The 19,014-nt window shown below is 40.6% G+C and carries 13 protein-coding genes and 1 pseudogene; 3 read left to right on the forward strand and 11 right to left on the reverse strand.

All coding sequences use genetic code 11. From position 1 onward, the window contains the following. Positions 1 to 55 precede the first annotated feature (55 nt). From DP117_RS18020 to DP117_RS18045, 6 genes and pseudogenes are all read right to left on the reverse strand, one after another. Positions 56 to 277 (reverse strand): annotated as a pseudogene (locus tag DP117_RS18020) (hypothetical protein); the annotation flags it as partial. 1 nt (position 278) lies between these two features. Then, positions 279 to 1,124 (reverse strand): phage terminase large subunit family protein, encoded by an 846-nt coding sequence (locus DP117_RS18025; RefSeq protein WP_169219663.1) that lies wholly within the window; start codon positions 1,122 to 1,124, stop codon positions 279 to 281. A 7-nt stretch (positions 1,125 to 1,131) separates the two neighbouring features. Further along, positions 1,132 to 1,350: a hypothetical protein gene (locus DP117_RS18030; RefSeq protein ID WP_169219664.1), complete on the reverse strand. Its 219-nt coding sequence runs from the start codon at positions 1,348 to 1,350 to the stop codon at positions 1,132 to 1,134. 2 nt (positions 1,351 to 1,352) lie between these two features. Next, the gene (locus tag DP117_RS18035; RefSeq protein WP_169219665.1) at positions 1,353 to 1,604 is read right to left on the reverse strand and encodes a hypothetical protein; all 252 of its coding nucleotides are present in this window, start codon (positions 1,602 to 1,604) and stop codon (positions 1,353 to 1,355) included. A gap of 8 nt (positions 1,605 to 1,612) precedes the next feature. Continuing rightward, the gene (locus DP117_RS18040) at positions 1,613 to 2,233 is read right to left on the reverse strand and encodes a hypothetical protein (protein ID WP_211176180.1); all 621 of its coding nucleotides are present in this window, start codon (positions 2,231 to 2,233) and stop codon (positions 1,613 to 1,615) included. Continuing rightward, positions 2,187 to 2,585, reverse strand: a complete 399-nt coding sequence (locus DP117_RS18045; protein WP_169219666.1) for a hypothetical protein — start codon at positions 2,583 to 2,585, stop codon at positions 2,187 to 2,189. Before DP117_RS18045 ends, DP117_RS18040 begins: the two co-directional genes overlap by 47 nt. A 404-nt stretch (positions 2,586 to 2,989) precedes the next feature. On the opposite strand from DP117_RS18045, the gene dcm reads away from it, so the two are divergent. Continuing rightward, positions 2,990 to 4,147, forward strand: coding sequence for a DNA (cytosine-5-)-methyltransferase (gene dcm / locus DP117_RS18050; protein ID WP_169219667.1), 1,158 nt, complete (start codon positions 2,990 to 2,992; stop codon positions 4,145 to 4,147). A gap of 101 nt (positions 4,148 to 4,248) precedes the next feature. Here the strand turns inward: dcm and DP117_RS18055 are convergent, their stop codons facing one another. The 3 genes from DP117_RS18055 to DP117_RS18065 form a co-directional block, all read right to left on the reverse strand. Further along, positions 4,249 to 4,785, reverse strand: a complete 537-nt coding sequence (locus DP117_RS18055) for a hypothetical protein (RefSeq protein WP_169219668.1) — start codon at positions 4,783 to 4,785, stop codon at positions 4,249 to 4,251. Between the two features lie 18 nt (positions 4,786 to 4,803). After that, positions 4,804 to 5,358 (reverse strand): GNAT family N-acetyltransferase, encoded by a 555-nt coding sequence (locus tag DP117_RS18060; protein WP_169219684.1) that lies wholly within the window; start codon positions 5,356 to 5,358, stop codon positions 4,804 to 4,806. Between the two features lie 340 nt (positions 5,359 to 5,698). Continuing rightward, complete coding sequence (locus tag DP117_RS18065) at positions 5,699 to 5,893, reverse strand: ribbon-helix-helix protein, CopG family (RefSeq protein ID WP_169219669.1); 195 nt, start codon at positions 5,891 to 5,893, stop codon at positions 5,699 to 5,701. A gap of 121 nt (positions 5,894 to 6,014) precedes the next feature. Here DP117_RS18065 and DP117_RS18070 point away from each other — a divergent pair, with 121 nt between their 5' ends. Both DP117_RS18070 and DP117_RS37260 read left to right on the forward strand, forming a co-directional pair. Continuing rightward, positions 6,015 to 6,602, forward strand: coding sequence for a hypothetical protein (locus DP117_RS18070; RefSeq protein WP_169219670.1), 588 nt, complete (start codon positions 6,015 to 6,017; stop codon positions 6,600 to 6,602). A 98-nt stretch (positions 6,603 to 6,700) separates the two neighbouring features. After that, positions 6,701 to 8,122, forward strand: coding sequence for a hypothetical protein (locus DP117_RS37260; RefSeq protein ID WP_339381309.1), 1,422 nt, complete (start codon positions 6,701 to 6,703; stop codon positions 8,120 to 8,122). Between the two features lie 149 nt (positions 8,123 to 8,271). Here the strand turns inward: DP117_RS37260 and DP117_RS18080 are convergent, their stop codons facing one another. Both DP117_RS18080 and DP117_RS18085 read right to left on the reverse strand, forming a co-directional pair. Beyond that, positions 8,272 to 11,553: a helicase-related protein gene (locus DP117_RS18080; RefSeq protein WP_211176181.1), complete on the reverse strand. Its 3,282-nt coding sequence runs from the start codon at positions 11,551 to 11,553 to the stop codon at positions 8,272 to 8,274. A gap of 109 nt (positions 11,554 to 11,662) precedes the next feature. Continuing rightward, the gene (locus DP117_RS18085; protein WP_248277705.1) at positions 11,663 to 18,856 is read right to left on the reverse strand and encodes a sigma-70 family RNA polymerase sigma factor; all 7,194 of its coding nucleotides are present in this window, start codon (positions 18,854 to 18,856) and stop codon (positions 11,663 to 11,665) included. Positions 18,857 to 19,014 lie beyond the last annotated feature (158 nt).

Genomic DNA, 19,014 nt, shown 5'->3' on the forward strand with positions numbered 1-19,014 from the left:
GCTCCCAAATTTCACATTCTCCCAAAAACTTTCAGCCTTAACTGAACCGTATTGTGTTATAGTCAGAAATTCCCCAGCCTAAGAAGCAAGCAAACCCAGCTAAGAATATAACTGCACTCATCCAATGGACGCCTGAGTTAGGAGATGGCATCATCTCAACAGTGGTGCGAGATGAACCCTCAAGGGTAGTACGAATAGGGGTACGTTTGACTGCCGCTATAACATTGAGCGAACATAAGGCTATACAAACTATCGCAGCAGCAAACTTAGTGTACATGTCATCCCCCTGATTTATTAACAACAGGCTGTTTATTAAGAACTGCCTTATGCTGGTTTTTCTTCGTCTGCTGAAGATATATCTGCCTTTGCTCCTCCCGCTGCTTTATCCTCTCGCGGATGTCTGCCACTTGCGCCATCTGCTCAACTGGATCTAGATATCCCTGCGCTCGTAATAACTGCGCCTGTGCCAAAGAATACGGCTCTTGAGCATTTCTAATTTGAATGAACATTTGATTCAAATCTACCGACGGCTGGGATTCTAAATTCTGGGCATAATCAATAGCCTCAAGTTTGCCCAATATCAAAACAGCAGCCGCACCAGAAGGTATTTTCTCCTCAACTTTCATACCATCAGTTCTGCGATATCCCCAGTAAAAAGTATTATTTCCAGAAGCTGCTTCTAATAAAACATCCAACGAGTTGAATTTAACTATCTCCAGCGCTGGCATATAATGCAAGCGGTAAAATCCTGAGTTTTCGTCAGCTTGCATTCTGGATATTTCACCCCGCAGTTGTTGTCCCCACAATGCTGCTGCTAACTGTCGCCATCCCGTCAGCGTAGGCGCACCCTCGACTGAGGAATAACTGGAAAGATGATCCATGTTGTAGTCAGTACGCGAAAGCTTCTCCAAATAAACCTCCCGAATCTGAGAAACTTGCGCCTTGGCTTGTTGCACCTGGGATACAGAATTTTTGGGAATTTGCTGCTTCCACCCTACCATTAGAGCAACCGAACCAATTACAGATAGCGCCCCAACGGTTGAACAAACAGTCCATAAGGTAACATTTACCTTTGTCCGCTTTCTTGTTTGCTTGGTATTTCGCACAGGGGTAGGAGTAAACATAACCTACCTATGTATTATTAATCACTAGACGCAAACGCGGACGTTTATTCAACTGACGGGCAACTGCTATTCCCGCACCACCCACAACTATCCCAGTTACGAGTAACAATGGGTGCAAGGCAAGAGCTGCTCCTACTCCCATCAGTTGCCCTACCATACCAGATACCCCGAGGTTCATTAATAATCCACCTGCAGCGTTCATCAAAAAATCAAATGCCGCTTGCATAATTACTGCTCCCTAGACATCCAAATTACTATTAGTGCCAAAACAAACCCAATTAATTCGCCTAAACCGACACCAACCAAAATTGGAACAATACTTGAAATCTCGTGTTTTTCTTGAGTTGGAGGAACAGCCACCCACGTTCCAACTACTGTACCAGTTACCAAACTCAAACAATTTATACTAACTGCTACGGTAGATGTTTTACGAGCATTGAGCAAGCTCTCATCACGCAGTTGGTAAGAAACTGCAAGCATCTGGGACACTACTTCTTCGGAGATGGCTCGGTTTTCGGCTGCGAGGACTTCAAACGTCTGGGCTGTTGTGTCGATGTACCTACTAGTAAGGGATGAGTCTGTTCCCCCCAGTTGATCTTGCCGAAAAAATCGTTATCTATCCGAGTTTGAATTCGCTCTTGTGCTTGATCGTAACCAGTAATACCCTTGTTTGAGCTACTATTTACATCAGTACCGCCGTGAAAAATGAGCTCCTCAAGAGCGAGAGTAGAAGATTCTAGCACTACCTTATGACGCAAGTTTCCGAGCTGAATACCCTTGTCAACATCAAGGGTAAGCATTCCTACAAAACTATCAGGAGCAGCTTGTTCGGGATCAATACCAAACCGTTGTTTGATATACTCGCGCTTATCAAAACGATGCTCTCCACCTTCAGAATTCTTTTGATCACGCATCTCTAGTAAATGACGAGCAGCTTCTTCAAGGGACATATCTTCAGAGCTTGCAGCAGTCTTTAACTGAAGCAATTGTTGTTCCACTTGCTCGCCAACTGTGTCGCCTTGAATTTCTAGATTCAAAATTTGACAAACAGTCCGCACTACATCATGCGACACCTGCAACTGTTGTGCTAGTTGATTTATATGCTTCATGACGTTCAATCCTCTTAATGACTGTCTGAACAATTAAGTTGTTTTTTTCTTCATTAGATATATGCTTCGTCAAAAAGTCATAAAGGCTTAAGTCATTGACTTTTTGCAAATAAGCATCTAAGCCACCAGCAGGAATCACCTGTTGTAAATATTCTTTACATGTCAACCGTCGAATCTTGATAGCAACATAAAAAATGTCTGCAATTTCAACTGCTGCGGCATCAAAATAGCCTCCCCGCTTTCGTGGTTTGACTATACCAGCATAAGGATACCACCGTTGTAAAGCAGCAATCGAAATCCCGTATCTTTCAGCAAGTGTTTTCTGGGTGTAGATAACGTTTTCACATATCATTTATCAAGCTCAATTCCAACTGAAAGAGAACATCAACTTCAAGACAATTAAACTAAGTCTTTACTAAAGAAAGTGTAAATCTTTCTTGGATTCACAAGTCCTATCACTTTAGTACAAGTTTCATTCAACTAAAACACAATACAAATTCAGCGAATCTCCTACTCAACTTCACATTTGTCAGGTTACATACTGTTTGTGGAGAATGCAAGCACATTTGTATATACAACTTTAAGAAAAGAGAAGTATGATTCATCAGGTAAGAAAGTACTTAGACAGAAACATAGAGCCAAAAGTCAAGTTATTGTGAAGGATGAACGATTTTATGGTAGTTTTTTCGTCAGAATACAACCCTTGACTTTTCTTGATTTTTTCAGTCAAAATAACTATAATTATGACCAAATCAAATGAAGCTTGAGAAAACAGTAGCAGACTTTTTTGCAGGAATTGGTCTCGTTACAATGGGGCTAATTAAGCAAGGATGGCAAGTGAAATATGCCCTTGACTATAGCGACGAGAAACGCCAAATGTACCAGAATGCTTTTGGAGTCGGGCACTATCACTGTAAAGATATCAGAGAAATAAGTGGAACTGAAGTGCCTAAAGTAACCTTAGCCCATGCCTCTTTTCCATGTACTAACATCTCTGTTGCAGGTTCTAGAAGTGGGCTGCACTCTGGAGAATCATCTACATTCTGGGATTTTGTCCGACTCCTACATGAAATGGGGGAACTGAGGGAAATAGGTAAACCTCCTTTGATTCTTATTGAAAATGTGGAAGGTTTCCTAACTTCTGGGCGTGGAGAAGATTTAATCGTTGCGTTAAAAGCTTTAAATAATCTTGGTTACGCAGTCGATATTTTAATCATCGACGCTGCCCATTTTGTTCCGCAAAGCAGAGTGCGTTTGTTTATCATAGGTAATCTGTTTGGTTTCTCACAAAGTTATGATGAAATTGAACGGATTGTGAATAGACCAACTCATGCAAGACCTCAAAAAGTCAAAGATTTTATTGCTTCTAATCCAACAATCAAATGGAGCCTTCGCAATCTTCCGGACTTACCCCAAAGAACAATTAACTTAGCTGATATTGTTGATGAAACCGAGGAATGGTGGGCAAAAGAACGAACAGAGTATTTGTTCAATCAGATGTTTGAACGTCATAAAGCCCAAATTTGTTTAATGATGCAAAACGAATATTGGTCTTACGGAACTGTCTTTCGACGCATGAGAATGCGTGATGGCATTAAACAATCAACCACAGAACTAAGAACCGATGGAATTGCTGGATGTTTGCGAACACCGAAGGGAGGAAGTGCTCGTCAGATTATTGTAAAAGCAGGTTTTGGACGTTTTGATGCTAGATTAATTAATGCTTGTGAAAGTGCCCGTCTCATGGGGGCATCGGAGTATTTGATTCCTCAAAATATTTCACTCAATAATATACTTTTTGGTTTTGGCGATGCTGTTTGTGTTCCAGTCATCGAATGGATTGCTGCGAATTATCTTAATCCATTATTTAATGAATTAAATAGCATGATAAAAGCTTCGCAAAGAGCTGCTTAATTGGTCATAGGAAATGTAAGCATACCATCCTCAATACTCATAACGACTTGACCATGTACTTTTACTGTAAGGTTAAGTCCAAATTACAGTCAATATATGACCTATGCTGAAATTTTTTCAACAGAAACTTGATGCAGAATTCGCTCTTTTAATGAATCTGCTGCAACTGCTGCAATAGTTTCCCAATCTTCTTGTTTCAACAACACCGCAAGCAATTCGCGCAGTATCTCTCGGTTAGAGATAAACTCTTGGCTATAAAGTTCATCTGTTCCCAAAACAACGAGTATGTGTTCTCTGACTTCTGGTGTAGGTAGCCTTAATCGTTGAAGTAGTCTCTCTCTTGCAGTTTTTACCGCAATTTTCGTAGCTGTTCCTAAATTCCAATTATTCAACAATAGCCGCACTTCTCTATTAAGAGAAATACGTAAGGTTGTTAAACGTCCCAAAAGTTCGAGGTTCAGCATTAGGTCGCCAAACCCAGAACCCCAATCCAATCCAGCACCAATGTTACCACCTACTTTCTCCTCAGCAACAACCGCTTTTCGCAACCATTCTTCATCAAACAATAAATTCATCGGATTTACTGCGTTTTCTTGGCTAAAGGTGCTTTGATTGTAATTAGGTTCTTGCTGACTCATTTACTTATCCTCGCTACTTTATTCAGGAGAACGGCGAACTCCATACTCAAAATAAACTAGGTCGTCGTAATCTTCATCCTCACCTAAATCAATCATGCCTTGATTTTCATAAAATTCTTCTGCTCCTGGTAGCGAATGCAACCCAACTCTACCCTCGTAACCTAGTTCTATACTGCGGTTTCTGGCAAAGGCTAAGAGCGCAGTACCAACACCTTTAAGTTTTGGTGGACGTTGGATAAATTCGCGGTTCCAAGGCGCAGAAGCAATTCCATCAATATATACCAAACGTTTACCCTCACTGATACGCGAACCGTGCATTTGAGTTTCGATAAGCATTAACCCTTGAGTTTCACCTGAGTACTCAATTGCATAGCCTTCGCGGTTCTCTTGTCTGTTAATGATGAACTTCAGTTTAAACTCCCAGTCCCAAAATTTATCTTCTTGTCCGTACAATCTTAATTGCTCTTTCCAGTTTGAGGTATAATCATTGACGTGATTTTGCGCTAATTCTACTAAATCTGCTTCCACAGCTATGCTATCTTGACCGCGAATTAGTGATACTTTTGTTCGCATCGCACCAGAATCGTGTGCATTAGTAGATTTTGATATTATCAGATTTTTGATGTGCAATACGCACTTTGGCACTTTGGCACGTCCTCAATGCGGACTAGACCAGCATCCGTAATCATTCTGTGCTATTGCTTATTCACCGTCGTCCTTCTTCCTGTCCGTTCTTATCAAACCTAATGGGGGATATCAGCTCCTTCATATGTGCTGAATCTACACCAAACCGACCATAAATTGCACTTGTTTACATTCACGCTGCCGAAATCATGCCAAAAGAGCTAAAGAGCACACTTACGCACTTACTCCGTTACGTCAAGTGGACATATTCTAGCTTGTTGTGCATTCCTCATGATTGCTTCCCTCTGTGCTTTAACCACTCATTCATCGCTTGCTCAATTAATAAATTGCATAAATTGCTGACTGTCCGCTTTTCCTCTTTAGCTCGTTCCTCAAGAGCTTGCATCAGTTCAGGTTCAAGATAAATTGTTGTTCTGGGTTTTTTTGTAGGCACGTCATGACATAAAGACTGGTTACAGTTCATTATTTTTGCTCCCTTCTAAATATTTGTCACTTAAGTGCATTACCTGTTGACACAGTTCATTACTATTCGTACGATATCACTATCGGTAAAAAACTTCCACAGATTCCATAAATAAGCAAATATGAAAAACTACGAACTGCTAAAAAATCTACCTAAAGAGGGCTTAGAACCTAGGCAATTCCTACGCCACTGCTTCGGTATAGCCTCACTCAGTCCCCCAGAACTTCTCGAAGAGGAAACAGATTCTCAATACCGCAAAAAATCGATCACAGTACTGTGTGCGGTTTTAGGTGTACAAAGACCAACAGTTCGCAAGTGGGGAAGTGACCTCAATTTTGATGGGATACCCAACTACTGCAAATTTGCACTTGCTTACATTCACGCTGCTGAAATTGTGCCAAAAGAGCTAAAGAGTATCCTGCAAGGAGAATACAGCGCACCTAAAGTAGATGCTCAAACGTTTCTAGAAAAAATACTCCTCTACGGATTAACCGAACAGCAAGTACTGCAAACTGTTTCCCATGCTAACTTTCGCACAACTTGTGTCAAAATCCTCACGCAGGTATTACATATCGGCACTAAGTCAGTTCAAGACTGGGGTCAAGATATGTCATTTCGTAAAATGCCCACAATTCACAAACACACCTTGGGTTATGCCTTGGCTGCTATCTCTAAATCATCAAAAGCTTGGAACAAACAAGCAGCTTGAATTATTCGCGTTGACTCAAATTGGTGAGGCGATCGCCATTCCACCAAGAACTTGCGACCGCCTTCCTCAATAAAACCCAAAAATGGGAACTAAATAATATGATGCCACAACAAGCAATAATCGCAGATGATTATCAAGCGTTCGCCCAACAAGAATTGGAAAGATATATTGAAGCTCAAGCCGAAAAAATTGCCCCAGATGTAAATTTCTCTTTCCAAGCGCTACCAATTGCCACTGAGACTATCCTACGTCACGCACTAGCTCTGGCTAGTGAGAAACAAAAGCGGTCGCGCACAGAGTACAAAAAGCTGTTATCTGAGCATGGTTGGCTCAATGAAGACAAGAAATACCTCAAGGTGGCTGCTGCATTTGGTTCTTTCTCGCCCCAGGATTTAGTACAAATCGAGCCAGATACCATCTTCCTACTGGCAAAGAACAGCAAGAAGTACCAGCCCGTCATTAACCAATTGCACGAGTCTGGAAAAGTTAGCCAACAGGTGGTTAGAGAACTCATTAAACAACAGCGCAAGTCCAGAGAGCCAAAGCCTGAGAAACCTAGTATATGGCGGCGAACGAAAAATGGTGGACGCTACTGTCAAATCCCACCTATCCACGAGGAACATGAGCGCACTGGTGTCACCTTACAGCAGATGATGGATTTTGAAGGGTTAACTGCACAGCAAATCGTGGCAGAAGCGATTTCACTAAGGCAGGCATACCAGCAAGGGCGGCTGGTATTGGTTGATGATGCATACGCTTTGGAATCCCAACTCCACCAAAGTCTAACTCCTGAGATGAACAGCGACCAAACAAATACGGTAGGAACAGACGAGGAAGGGGATGCCTGGGCGCAAGTTGTCGAAAAAACCATCAATCCAAATAATTTTAGTCAATTCCAAGCCCAGGAGCATCCAACAGCAGAAGAGGAAAATACCGATGGGTTGGATAAGCAACAACTCATTGAGTGCGATTGCACAGAGTGCAGCGCCCTTGCGGAGGATCATTCCAGTTCGAGTGATAACGTTTTAACTGTTGATGAGCAATCTTGGCTTGATTTTGTATCTGAGCCACAACTCAACCCTGGAACTAACTGCACGGGCGAACTAAAGTTTAACTCTGAGGTGAAACCGCCAGAACCTCCAGTTGAAATATCTGCCATTTCCCTACCAGTAGAGGAAAAGCCACTGACTTCAAGCCTTATAGCCCAAATGGTAAAACAAGCTGCTACTTGGTCAGAAGTTGTTCACATTACACAAAACTGCTCTCATGAATTAAAAAGCACTGCTTGGGAAATGCTAAATCCTCAAGAAAAGTGCCATATTCACCAACTGAAAAACCAACACTTAGAAAAATTAGCACTCATACCACAAGTAGGAAACAAAGTTTACTGGATGAATTGTCCTGCTCATCTTGCGAACTGGCAGCCGTTTTCAATTACCAGTATTCAAGGTGAGGAGGCAATGCTAGATATTTGTGCTTATCCAGTGCCACTGGCTCAATTGCAGCTTTGCTCTACTTAAACACCTTCTTAGAACTTAAGCGAACCGTATTACGTCCAAGGTGAGGCAATAGCCATCACTGAAATTACCTGCGTTGTCTCCAGTTGTATAGTCCTCTTGCTACAATTTGGGGAAGTTAGAAGAAAATCAGGGTGAATAAAAGCCAAGCACTATCTTGGTTGAAACCACTGGTAACAAACAAGCTGAATATCTTCTGACTGAATAATTTTCGACGAGTTTAATTCTTTCTCTTCTTCAATTTGGTAATAATGGTCTTGATCAACAAACACCTCGTCTAGTTCAGAAACCAAAGCATTTAAATCTTTATGTTTAACATATTTTTCCCAAATGACTTTCATATCACGTTCGTAGATACTCAGGTTAACTGTAGTAATAACCTTTAATACCCGTCGCTTAACTTCCTGGTATGCTGCATCTTCATGTGTTGGACTAAATTGAGTCAAAGCTTGATAAATTTTCTGTAAAATCTTGCTTAGCTTAGGTTTGACTTGACTGCTAGTTTCCTGCTTTTTAAAGTTTGTCATCAAGTTACTTAAAGCCCCTTCTAAAATATCAAAGATGAAGTTATCAAACTTAACCGGAAGTAGTTTGTTTGGAGGAGGAAAATCCTCAGCTTTACACTTGAGCCAGTTAAAAATTTTACGCTTATCCGTAACTAACTGATTTGGGTTAAGCGAAATCACACCATTAATACGAGGGTAAAATTGCCAAAAGTGCTTATCTTTAGCACGAAATGCCATAAATATGCCTCCATCTCTAGCTTCAGGAATATAGAAATGGCGGGTACTGTGAATCCCCAGTGGAATTTCTTCAGCTGCTTCCTCTCCTTCTTGTTTAAAAAATTCCAATAGGGGCAAACGCATTTCATCAAGAGACGCTAAATCAGCCGCTTGCTCAAGTTCCTCTAAAATTGCTTCTTTATCTGCATCGGTCACTGCTTTCTTAAGTCGGTATAATTCTTCTAATGATTTCTCTGAGATGATTTCTCCTAAAACGCTAGCGTCTAATCCTACTTCTTTATCAATCACGGCTATTCGGGCTTGTAATCGTCGTACCAATCCGAGCAATGCCTCCAAACCTTCTTCTGGAAAGCAGTTATAAATAAATAATTTTTCGTAGCTAGTACCCAAACGGTCAATTCGACCAGCACGCTGAATCATTCGTACTGGGTTCCAATGCAGGTCATAGTTAACTAAAACACCAGCATCTTGTAAATTTTGTCCTTCAGATAAAACGTCAGTGCAAATCAGAATATTAATTTCCTGATCTTGAATCTTTTGCTGTTCTTCCTGGCTTTGGCTGTTAGCTTTAGGCGCAAAGCATTTAACTTTTTCCTCTCTTTGCTTACTAGGAGTTTCACCAGTGATTTTGTCAATTCTAGGTAAGCTCTCATCTATTGCCAGTGTCTTTAACCAGTCTTCATCTGACAGTAACTGATTGTACAAATAATCAGCCGTGTCTTTGAAATAGCTGAAAACCAAGACTTTCTGCCTCTTAAGCTCGCAAGCCAGCAATTCTTTGAATGCTGCTAGCTTGCGGTCGAAATCACGTCCTAGTTCTACATCTTTTTCAATTTGACAAAGTGTGTTTATAATACTATTGAGAATATTGATGTCTGATTGAATTTGCGAACTTAATTCCTCAATTTGGTAATCATTGGGATCAATCTCATCTAAAGAGTTGATAAGTTCTTCGACGGAAATATTTTCCTCTTCATCTGTCTGTGCTGCTAGAATCTTGCGAAAAATCTTACTATCTAGCAGCTTACCTTGTTGTAAAAATGTAAAAAATCTTGATTGAAAATCCCTCTGATTGCAGATACTACTTTCAAAAGCAATCAGGGAACTTTCTAGCCGCTTCAGATACAGCGACTTTATTAGGCTAACAAGAGCGTCTTTGCGCTTGATATCATCTTCTTCTTGATTAGTTTTTCGCTTCTTAAACGCTTTAATGTTATAAGGAGCGAGATGCAATTCATCAATTTTATTTGCTATCCCAGCGTAAAGTCCCTGAAAACTAGCTTCAAAATTATAGGTAAACTGTTTTAATTCTCGTTTGGGAAAGCGAATCTTTTGACCAGCGATATAAATTTCTTCTCCAGCAAGCTGCCGCTTGATAACATCCTGGCGAGAGCGCCTTACCATTGATTGGAAAAGCAGTTCAGTAATCTCTACATCACCCTTGCTCAAAGCTTTAAAGTAAGTTTTTAGATTGGGAATACCCCACTCTCGGTAATATGTTTCAGTATTACGCGTTAGTAATAAAATTTGATGGTAAAGGTCATAAATGCTAGTATTTATTGGCGTTGCAGTTAATAGTAATACCTGCTTGTTTCGCTTACCACTGCCAATAATTTTTTGTAAATTTCGGTATCGATTGGTTGCACTATTACGAAAGTTATGCGATTCATCGACGACGATGATGTCATATTTGTTGTAGCGGCGGTTATCGAAGGTTTTAAGGCTAATTTCCTCCTGGGAAACTACATCTGCTTTAACTCCGTACTCATCCAGCTTTTTGAGCCACACCAAATCCCGCAATTGGGCTGGACATATCACCAGCGCACGAGGCACATAACCAGGACGTCTGTCTTTAATAAGGTAGTGGTCAATCACTCGCAAGCCAATATAAGTTTTACCCAAACCTACAGCATCTGCCACCATACAACCCCGGTGACGCTCCAGCAACCTTACAGCACGCTCAAACCCTTCTTGTTGAAAACTAGCGAGTTCTAAGCTTGTGCGAACACTCCCTTGTGCCAAAGTGTCTTCTTTAAAAAGTTCGTAAAGTGCTTTTAAAAAGACCTGATAGGGTGTATATGCTTTACTGCCAAATTTAGAGGCATTCAGAGCATCAATTAGTTTGGCTTTGTACTCTTTATCAACACTTTTGTCATTCCAGAATTTCTCAAACCAATTTTGGCGAAGGTCTTGAGCAATTACTGATGTTTTATTCAAAACATTTAATTCTGTATTACCACTCAATCCAGCAGGAGTGAAGTTACTAGAACCAATGATACTGTAGTTGTCAAAAATGTAAGCTTTGGCGTGGAGAAATGGCACATTTTCAGTTATGGCACCATAAAGTCTGACATGGATATGGTGTTGTTGTAGATATGCAATTAAACGGTCAATTTGCTGTTTGTATTGCAACTTGAATTTCTCTGTTTCTAGTTGCTTTTGAATATCGTAACGGAAGTAGCGGGTTAAGTCGATGCGATCGCCTTCTGCTGGTCGAATCGTGGGATCACGACCAATTAGCAGGCGTAGGTGAGTTAAAGTGTTGAAAGCTTGCTCTAACCGTATCCATGCCTCAATCCGGAAAAACCCAGTCGCTATGTCTAAGTTTGTTTGCCTCTCATCCAGAACCAGCGAGCGCAAAACATCTTCTAATTTATGTTGATTATTGTCTACATAATCTGGGAGAGCCATAATTGACACACCTTTTACCAGGAAAATATGATTCACAAATATTTTTGTTAGGTGAGTATCGCCCACCAGGATAAGTTTTACCCTTCCTTACCAAGAAAGGGATGCAGTCTTAATCTCTAGTAGCTTTCAGAATATGACCAATCACTGGTTGAACACACCAATAGTCCTTACCCTCTTTTTTTCCGACAGGATAGACAAAACTTAGTAGATCTGCCCATCTCAAAACTTTTTTCACAACATCGGGTTGGATATCATCTATTAAAGCTACTAATTCTTCAGTAGAAATACTATCTTCCGAATTTTGACACCAATCAGCTAAATCTTGTAGTACTTTCTGTTGCTCATAATGCTCAATACCTAACTGTACTGTAATGAAGTCAAGTGCTTCTTGAGAGTTATTAAATGAATCTTTGAGTTCTTCTAAATGAAGTTCCCAATGATGTATAGCAGACTTGGAATTTTGGTAGAAACGGTTTAGTAGTGTTGACCAATTTCCTGTAACTGCGGTAATTTTTTCTCGACTGTCTTTATCACTGGGAAAATTACAATCTTGTAACCATTGCCGTAAAGCTGTATCATGCCAAGGTTTTAAACTCAAAGTGGTCAGTCCATTCATTGAATGAAATTCTGTGTTATTTTTGCTAATTAACTGCCACGCTTTTTGAGGATCAGCAATAAATACCACCCGTACAAAGGAATTTTTTGCCCTCAATCTTCCAACAGGTTCTATTGCCTCATTAATCCAGTGCTGATTCCAAGGACAAGAAGCAGACACAAAAATGATTGTTATACCATCTTTTTGGCGATTGCGAAGTCGCTCTTTTAAGCGTTGGAAAAAATCATCTTTTGATAAGATGTCCTCCCAATAATAGTAGAAAAATTCCTTTTTCTTAGCTAGAACTGATTCCAGATAAAGCTTCAAGTTATCAAGTCCTGCTGCTAGAGTACCAAATATCATGGAGACTCCATTTTCAGGAAGCAGAATTTTTGATTCCTGCTGAGCTGTTAAGAAGCTGCGCTTGGAGTTATCCTTAGTACTGATGATGCAACGAAAAGTTGCAGGTTCATATTCTAGGGGAATTTCGCGGGGTTCTAAAAGTGCTGCTTCAATTTCTTCAGGAGTTCCCATTAGCAGTAGTACGTTGGGACTTCTTAAGGTGAAGCGACCCTTACTGGTCACACGTAAAACCCCTAATCCGACCATTTCTTCTAGCAGAACCTGAATTTCATCTGATGATAAACCTTGGAAGCCTTCATACCACCATGTCAGCACTTCATTACGAATCCAAGACACACCGAAACCATCCACCATACCATTTTCACCTTCTATGGAGTCATTGGCAATTGTGTAAGCAATCACTTCGTAGCGTCGGTCTAATTGCAGCGTCCACATAAAGCGATCGCGGATAGCTTTACGTAAGTCTTGGTTATTGTAAGCGTCATCAACTTGCTGCGAAGTGATTATATAAGGAGGACTGTCTTTGGCATCAAAATTAGCGATATCAGGGTTAGTAACGTGCCTGAGCAATTGTTGACAGTAAAGTTGTATTAAGCTGGGATAATAATTAGTCTGCGAAAGAATACGTGTTACCAAATCAGGAGATTCAAAGCGATAGCCAATGCTAGCAAATGGACGTTCAATTAAGGCTCTCGCTTCCCGCATTTCACCATTATTTAGCAGCGGACCAATACAAATCGGTTCTCCCAAATGAGCCAAAGGATGGTTCTCAAGCTTGGTAGTGCGCTGTACGTTATGTAAACCAGCAAATACTACCTTGAAGCGGCGATTTGTTCTGTCCATTAATCCTTTCAAACGAGCTGAGCGGATAAAGTCTCCCTTTTCCTTGTCTGCTGTGGATTTTTTGCTATCAGCTTCCAGAAACTTATCGGCTTCATCTAGTAACAACAAAATCTGGCGATTTTCGTCTTGCTCAAGCCAAAGTTGGATTTGCTTGAACAGTTCATCAGGCTTTACACGGCTGGACGTTGTATCAGGAATGACGCCCAAACGTTTCAACTCAGCTGCCAGTATATTCCAAATTTCATCAATGTCTCTGTCATAACCAATTGCTTCGGCTTTGAGGTCGAGCCAAATTGCGATTTTTCCTTGCCTTGGTGAGTGAAAAGTACGCTCGACGAAGCGCAGCAAGACTGTTTTACCTAACTGTCGTCCGCCATAAATAAAGCAAGAACCTGTAGGAGCAATAATTGAGTCTCGCTCTCGTTCCCGCCCATAAAACATTTCTGGGGGAACAAACCCTGAAGTAGTTGTATACGGTTCTAGGAAAGTGAAAGGCAAGGTACACTCAAACAATATAGGTAAACGTGCGCCCCTTTCTCCGCACAGATAAAACATGACAGCATCGTCGATAACTATGAAGGTGCGGCGACGTTCCTGACATAAACGCGCGAGGTCTCGGCGTCTTTTTTCCGTCATTCGTCCAAAATGGAACACAAGTACTTTAGAGCCAACAGATGTATTCCCTACTGCATTGAGAATATCCTCCTCAGGTGGTCTATCCCATACACACAATATGCGGTAGCGCCCTTTAGCTTCTGAACCATAGGCTGGAACGGGACAACGCTTTTTGTCTTGAATTGCTTCAGTGGTAAAGTCAACCCAAAGAGAATTACCAACTTTTTTGATAATAATATCTGCTATGTTAAAACCTAGACTGCTAAGAATTTGACTGACATCTTTATCAGTGATTGCTTGCTTTCTTCCCTTAACCGCAAACCAAGTATCAAGCATTTGAGCTGCTTGTTTTGCCTGAGCGCCCGGTACTTGCCGCATCTGGAGTGGTTCAATACTGCTACTACTTGCATGAATTTTGTTAATTAACTCGCGTCGCCTGTTTGGATTCCGGTCAGCAGGCTCAAGTAGTTCTTCTATTGAAGAATAGTTATCCCTAAAGAAGTCTACAAAAGCATCTCTCCTATTTTCTGATTCGGGTATTTGTCGTCCCTGCTGCACCATATCTATATATTCATTGGCAGTCAGGACATCACCTTTATCTAATACACTGTTAATTCGTGCATAAGCGGGTTTGTCTTCCCCTATTTCTTGAATTAGTTTTTTTCTAGTCTCATCGATTTTTTCTTGTCGTTTGGTGTTAATTGCTTCACGTATAGCTTGTAGATGCAAAAGTTTATCGGTAAAACGTAGAGTGATTTTTATAGCATTTTCTATGCTTTCAATTTGTGCTGCATAATCTAAACGCTCAGTTTCTCTCAACAAACCCAAACCAACATTATCTTCTAGTTTTTTTCTCGTTTCATCGACAGCTTTCTCTAATTCTTCTCGACAGTTATCAATATCACGCGTTCGTTGTTGTTCAAGTTGCTCAATATCAATTGTGGTGTCTGGATTGGCTCGAATATACTCAATAATTCGCTCAGTCGCCTCGTGGTCTTTACTATTGCTTTGCAACTGAAAAGCTGTTACCCAATTACAATGATCTTGTTCAACTATATTAATAATTTCCTTCACAAGCAAGTTTGAGCTTTTGACTTGAGGTTGCCAATCAGAGTCCATTACCAGCGAAGGGATTTTGAGCAATTCAGCATGAAGGAGATATTTTAACTCCGGCTCGATATTTGGTAAAGTCCCGTTGGGTTCAAAAAGATTGCGAATGTCTTCTACTGCTTTTCTACAACAAGAAATTCCCGCCTTAATCAATACAGAAGAATTTCTCGTATCGAAATTATCTAATTCTTGTAAAACGATTTTGTGAAGATTTGTAAGGTTTTGTTGCAATTGTTGAGCTTGAGTGTGAGCATAATTGTTGTTATTGCCCATGCGAGATTCTTGCAGTAAAATCCATTGACGTGCAAAGTTCACGGCTTCCCGAATGTGCTGACGAATCTGATTGAGAGCAATACCAGTGATGGTTTCACCGCTACTACGAATCAGACCTAGCTCGCGTTGCATACGTTTGACTTCTTCGTTAATCTGGGCTTCAGAAGACAATCGCTGCACATAATTTTTGACAACATCTAGCTGTCTCAAATTATTTTGCCTGATAGGTAATAGCAGTGAATAAATAGGTTGATTGGGCTTAATCCACTCGTTCCACACTGCCTTGGCTGGTCCATAAATCATATTTAAACGCGGAGCTTGAGTCCACCAAGCTTCAGCAGAGGAACGCAAAGCAGCTATCTCGGCTTCCCGCACCGTTTGATTCCTGACTATCTTGATGGCTGCGGTATCCAAAGCTAAACCTTGGTTACCATACTTAGAGATGGTTTGGCAATATTTATATAGTTGGTTAAAACCTTCTCCTAACCGCAGTAAGAGGAGAATTGCTGGAGCTTGAGTATTTGGTGCTAGCAATGCTGGACGTAATGCGGCTGTTGCTAGAAGTAAACTAATTGCTTGGTTCCACTCAGTGTCTCCATCAACAAAACAGTTGTTGCTTATATTAGTGAAATCACTCCTAAGAATGGTTGCAATCTCTCCTAATCCTGCGTCATAGCGCACATGGCAACCTAAAATGACTCCCCGAATTATTTCTGGCGGTAAATGGGGTTGGAAATTAGGGTATAGCTCTATCAAGCAACATGCTAAATGATACGCAAAACTAAGTTTCTTTTCTCCAAGCAGTTGCCAAATTTGGTTACGAAGGGCTAACGGATGTTGTTCATTAATATTATCGCTGATGGAGATAGTATTTTTTTGTTTTGTATCCTCTGCCGTTAACTCGTATTGAAGCTGTACCTCTTCCTCCCTTAATTCCTCCTCAAAAGCATTCTGAGAAACTTCGAGTTTGGGCAAGGGCGGAGTTACAATTTCTTTGTTAGCTGTTGTTTGAGAAGGTGTGGTTAATGTTGTAGCTGGTTGAGGATCTATTATAAGTTCATTGCTAGCTAGTGTAATAGCTGACTCTAGCTGTGCTGCATTTGATTTTCTTGTAGTTTGTTGCTTTGGTGGAGCCACTATTTTTAGTTTAGGAGGCTCAAAATTGGAGATTGCCTCATCTCCTTTAATACTTGAAGCTGAGGGTAAATCTTGTATGAGTTCTTCTCGAACTATAAGTCCTCCTGTCAACGCTGCTAAAGCTAAAGGCATACCCAACGATTGGGTAACAGCTGTCTGTAATTCTGCTAAATGTTGGTAGTCAGCAGACTCGCGAACTGATATCAGTGCCAACAATTTCGAGAATACATGATTGCTATCAGCTAAGCTTTGAGTATCAGGATGTTCAGACCCCTGTGATTCTAAAAGGGCTTGGTAGAGTTCACGGGCTTTTATCTGACATTCCTGTAAAGGTTGAAAATCGCTTTCTACTCGATGGGCTATAGCCAAAATACGCTGTAAAACTGTCAAAGCAGAAATACGTACTTCCTCGCCTTTTGCTTTTTTCTTCTCCACCTCTACAACAGATTGCAACAAAGATTCAAGATCACGGCAGGAAACAATTTCATCAAGCTTAGGAATGGGCGATACTTCAGAGGAGGCAGCTAATTCCAGCACGATGTTACACAACTGAGCAAAAATTTTTCGACATTCCTCTATCTCTAAAATTAACTCTTCGGTTAGAGGTATACCAGGGTTTTGTAACTCTCTCGTCGCCTTTATTAATTGGTCACCAAGTTTAGAAAATCTAGTTTGTAGAGAAGTAAGTTGTGCCAGTATATTTGTTGAATTGTATTCCATGATTTTCATCGTTCGACTCAAAGGAATTTCTCTCATATTGGTGACGCTGTGAAGAGTCTCTTGACCAGAAGTATAATTCTGATTTTTTTCTTCTAAATTGACTCTATTAGTTGAAGCTTTGGGGGAGAGAAAAGTCTCTTCTTTAGAAAAAGGAGTAACCCTTGGAAGAATATATTGCTGATGTTTAATTATTTTGGGCTTCCATAAACGTAATTTATTTAATCCTTTCTCCTCAATTTGACGAATTCGCTCGCGTGTTAAATTATAGTAATCACCAATTTTTTGTAATGATTTCCCGCTTTGAGCGTCAAACCCATATCTCATTTTTAAAATATCTCGGGTGCGAGTGTCGAGGATATTCAAGAGAGTTTCTATTTCTTCCTGCAACAGAGTTTTATGTAGCTGTTCTTCCGGTGTATCGCCATCAAATTCAATCCAGTCTCCTAATGTAGTGTCTTCTTCCTCGCCAATGCGAGTATCTAAGGAAATTAAGGGAAGAGCCATTTTAACTATAGAACGCAGCTTTTCAGTTGTCATCTCCAAGCTAGTGGCGATTTCTTCTTGTTTGGGAATACGACCCATTCCTTGAGAAAGCAGCTTGGTTGTTTTCTTAACCTGAGACATTTTTTCCCAAAGATGAACGGGTAGGCGGATTGTACGGGATTGGTCATTAAGCCCTCGTTTTATCCCCTGCCTAATCCACCAAGTTGCGTAAGTGGAAAACTTATTACCCTTTGTATAATCAAATTTTTCAACCGCTCTGATTAATCCTAGATTTCCTTCTTGAATTAAATCTAAAAAATCAACGCCTAGATTGGTATATCTCTTAGCAATTGAAACGACTAACCGCAGGTTTGCCTCTATCAGCTTGTTTTTAGCATATCGACCATTAGCTATTTGTTTGCGCAGTACTAATGAGGATATACCAACTGCTGACGCTAGCTCTTCATCTTGAGGATTTCGTTGAAGTTGCTTTTGTAAGCGTTTTCTAATTTTTTCTAACTCTTCTAACTGTGCTATTTGACGAGCAAGAACAATCTCTTCTGATACTTTTAATAGTTTAATTCGCCCAATTTCTTGCAAATACAAGCGAACTGAATCTGGGAATTCGTACCGTTGCTGGAGTTGTTTAAACCTAAGTGCTTCGTGCTGGATACGGTGAAGTGTTTGGGGGTTAAGCTTCACAGCAGCGATTTTTTCTAATCGATTCAGGTCATGATAACTAGGGTCAGCAGTGTTAATCAAACACTTGTGAATGCTGAATGTTAAATTCATTTGAGCGTCAAAGCTTTGGTGAGGACTGATAAGCATTAGCTGCCTGTAGTCCTTTGTACCTAACAAGAAAAAATAAGAAGAGCGCTGACACAGACTGTTAGCGATCGCCTGCATTCGATAAGTAACAGCACCAAGCTCAGACCATTCATTAGGTTTCAGTTGAAATAGCAAAACCTGTAATTCTGCATCCCCCTGGTTTGCAATTAAGTAAACCTGGTTAACTGCTTGAGCGCTTCGCTCTGGAAGCTCCAAGACGCTAATGTCCAAAAGCTGGCAAGTGGTGTTATAACCAAGCTTTTGAAATAATGTTGCGACTTGTTTTGGACTATTAGCGTTTCGTACATCATCTAAGTGCAGTAACCGTTGAGGCATCTCATCATAGAAGAAATAATTTCAGTTAGTTGTCAAAAGAAAAATGCTTAATATCTCCTTGCCCATGCTTTGCAAGTTTCCCTAGCACCGCCGAAATCAACTTCATCAGCTAAAGCAAGGACTAAGTGCGTCAGTTATCCGAGGTTATCCAAAAGACA

Origin of the sequence: Brasilonema sp. UFV-L1 (assembly GCF_012912105.1) — a bacterium.
GTDB lineage: Bacteria > Cyanobacteriota > Cyanobacteriia > Cyanobacteriales > Nostocaceae > Brasilonema.

Bases quoted from the DNA above. Each gene is read 5' to 3' on its own strand.
- DP117_RS18025 (WP_169219663.1), bottom strand. From the start codon at position 1,124: ATGTTTACTCCTACCCCTGTGCGAAATACCAAGCAAACAAGAAAGCGG.
- DP117_RS18030 (WP_169219664.1), bottom strand. From the start codon at position 1,350: ATGCAAGCGGCATTTGATTTTTTGATGAACGCTGCAGGTGGATTATTA.
- DP117_RS18035 (WP_169219665.1), bottom strand. From the start codon at position 1,604: ATGCTTGCAGTTTCTTACCAACTGCGTGATGAGAGCTTGCTCAATGCT.
- DP117_RS18040 (WP_211176180.1), bottom strand. From the start codon at position 2,233: ATGAAGCATATAAATCAACTAGCACAACAGTTGCAGGTGTCGCATGAT.
- DP117_RS18045 (WP_169219666.1), bottom strand. From the start codon at position 2,585: ATGATATGTGAAAACGTTATCTACACCCAGAAAACACTTGCTGAAAGA.
- dcm (WP_169219667.1), top strand. From the start codon at position 2,990: ATGAAGCTTGAGAAAACAGTAGCAGACTTTTTTGCAGGAATTGGTCTC.
- DP117_RS18055 (WP_169219668.1), bottom strand. From the start codon at position 4,785: ATGAGTCAGCAAGAACCTAATTACAATCAAAGCACCTTTAGCCAAGAA.
- DP117_RS18060 (WP_169219684.1), bottom strand. From the start codon at position 5,358: ATGCGAACAAAAGTATCACTAATTCGCGGTCAAGATAGCATAGCTGTG.
- DP117_RS18065 (WP_169219669.1), bottom strand. From the start codon at position 5,893: ATGAACTGTAACCAGTCTTTATGTCATGACGTGCCTACAAAAAAACCC.
- DP117_RS18070 (WP_169219670.1), top strand. From the start codon at position 6,015: ATGAAAAACTACGAACTGCTAAAAAATCTACCTAAAGAGGGCTTAGAA.
- DP117_RS37260 (WP_339381309.1), top strand. From the start codon at position 6,701: ATGATGCCACAACAAGCAATAATCGCAGATGATTATCAAGCGTTCGCC.
- DP117_RS18080 (WP_211176181.1), bottom strand. From the start codon at position 11,553: ATGGCTCTCCCAGATTATGTAGACAATAATCAACATAAATTAGAAGAT.
- DP117_RS18085 (WP_248277705.1), bottom strand. From the start codon at position 18,856: ATGCCTCAACGGTTACTGCACTTAGATGATGTACGAAACGCTAATAGT.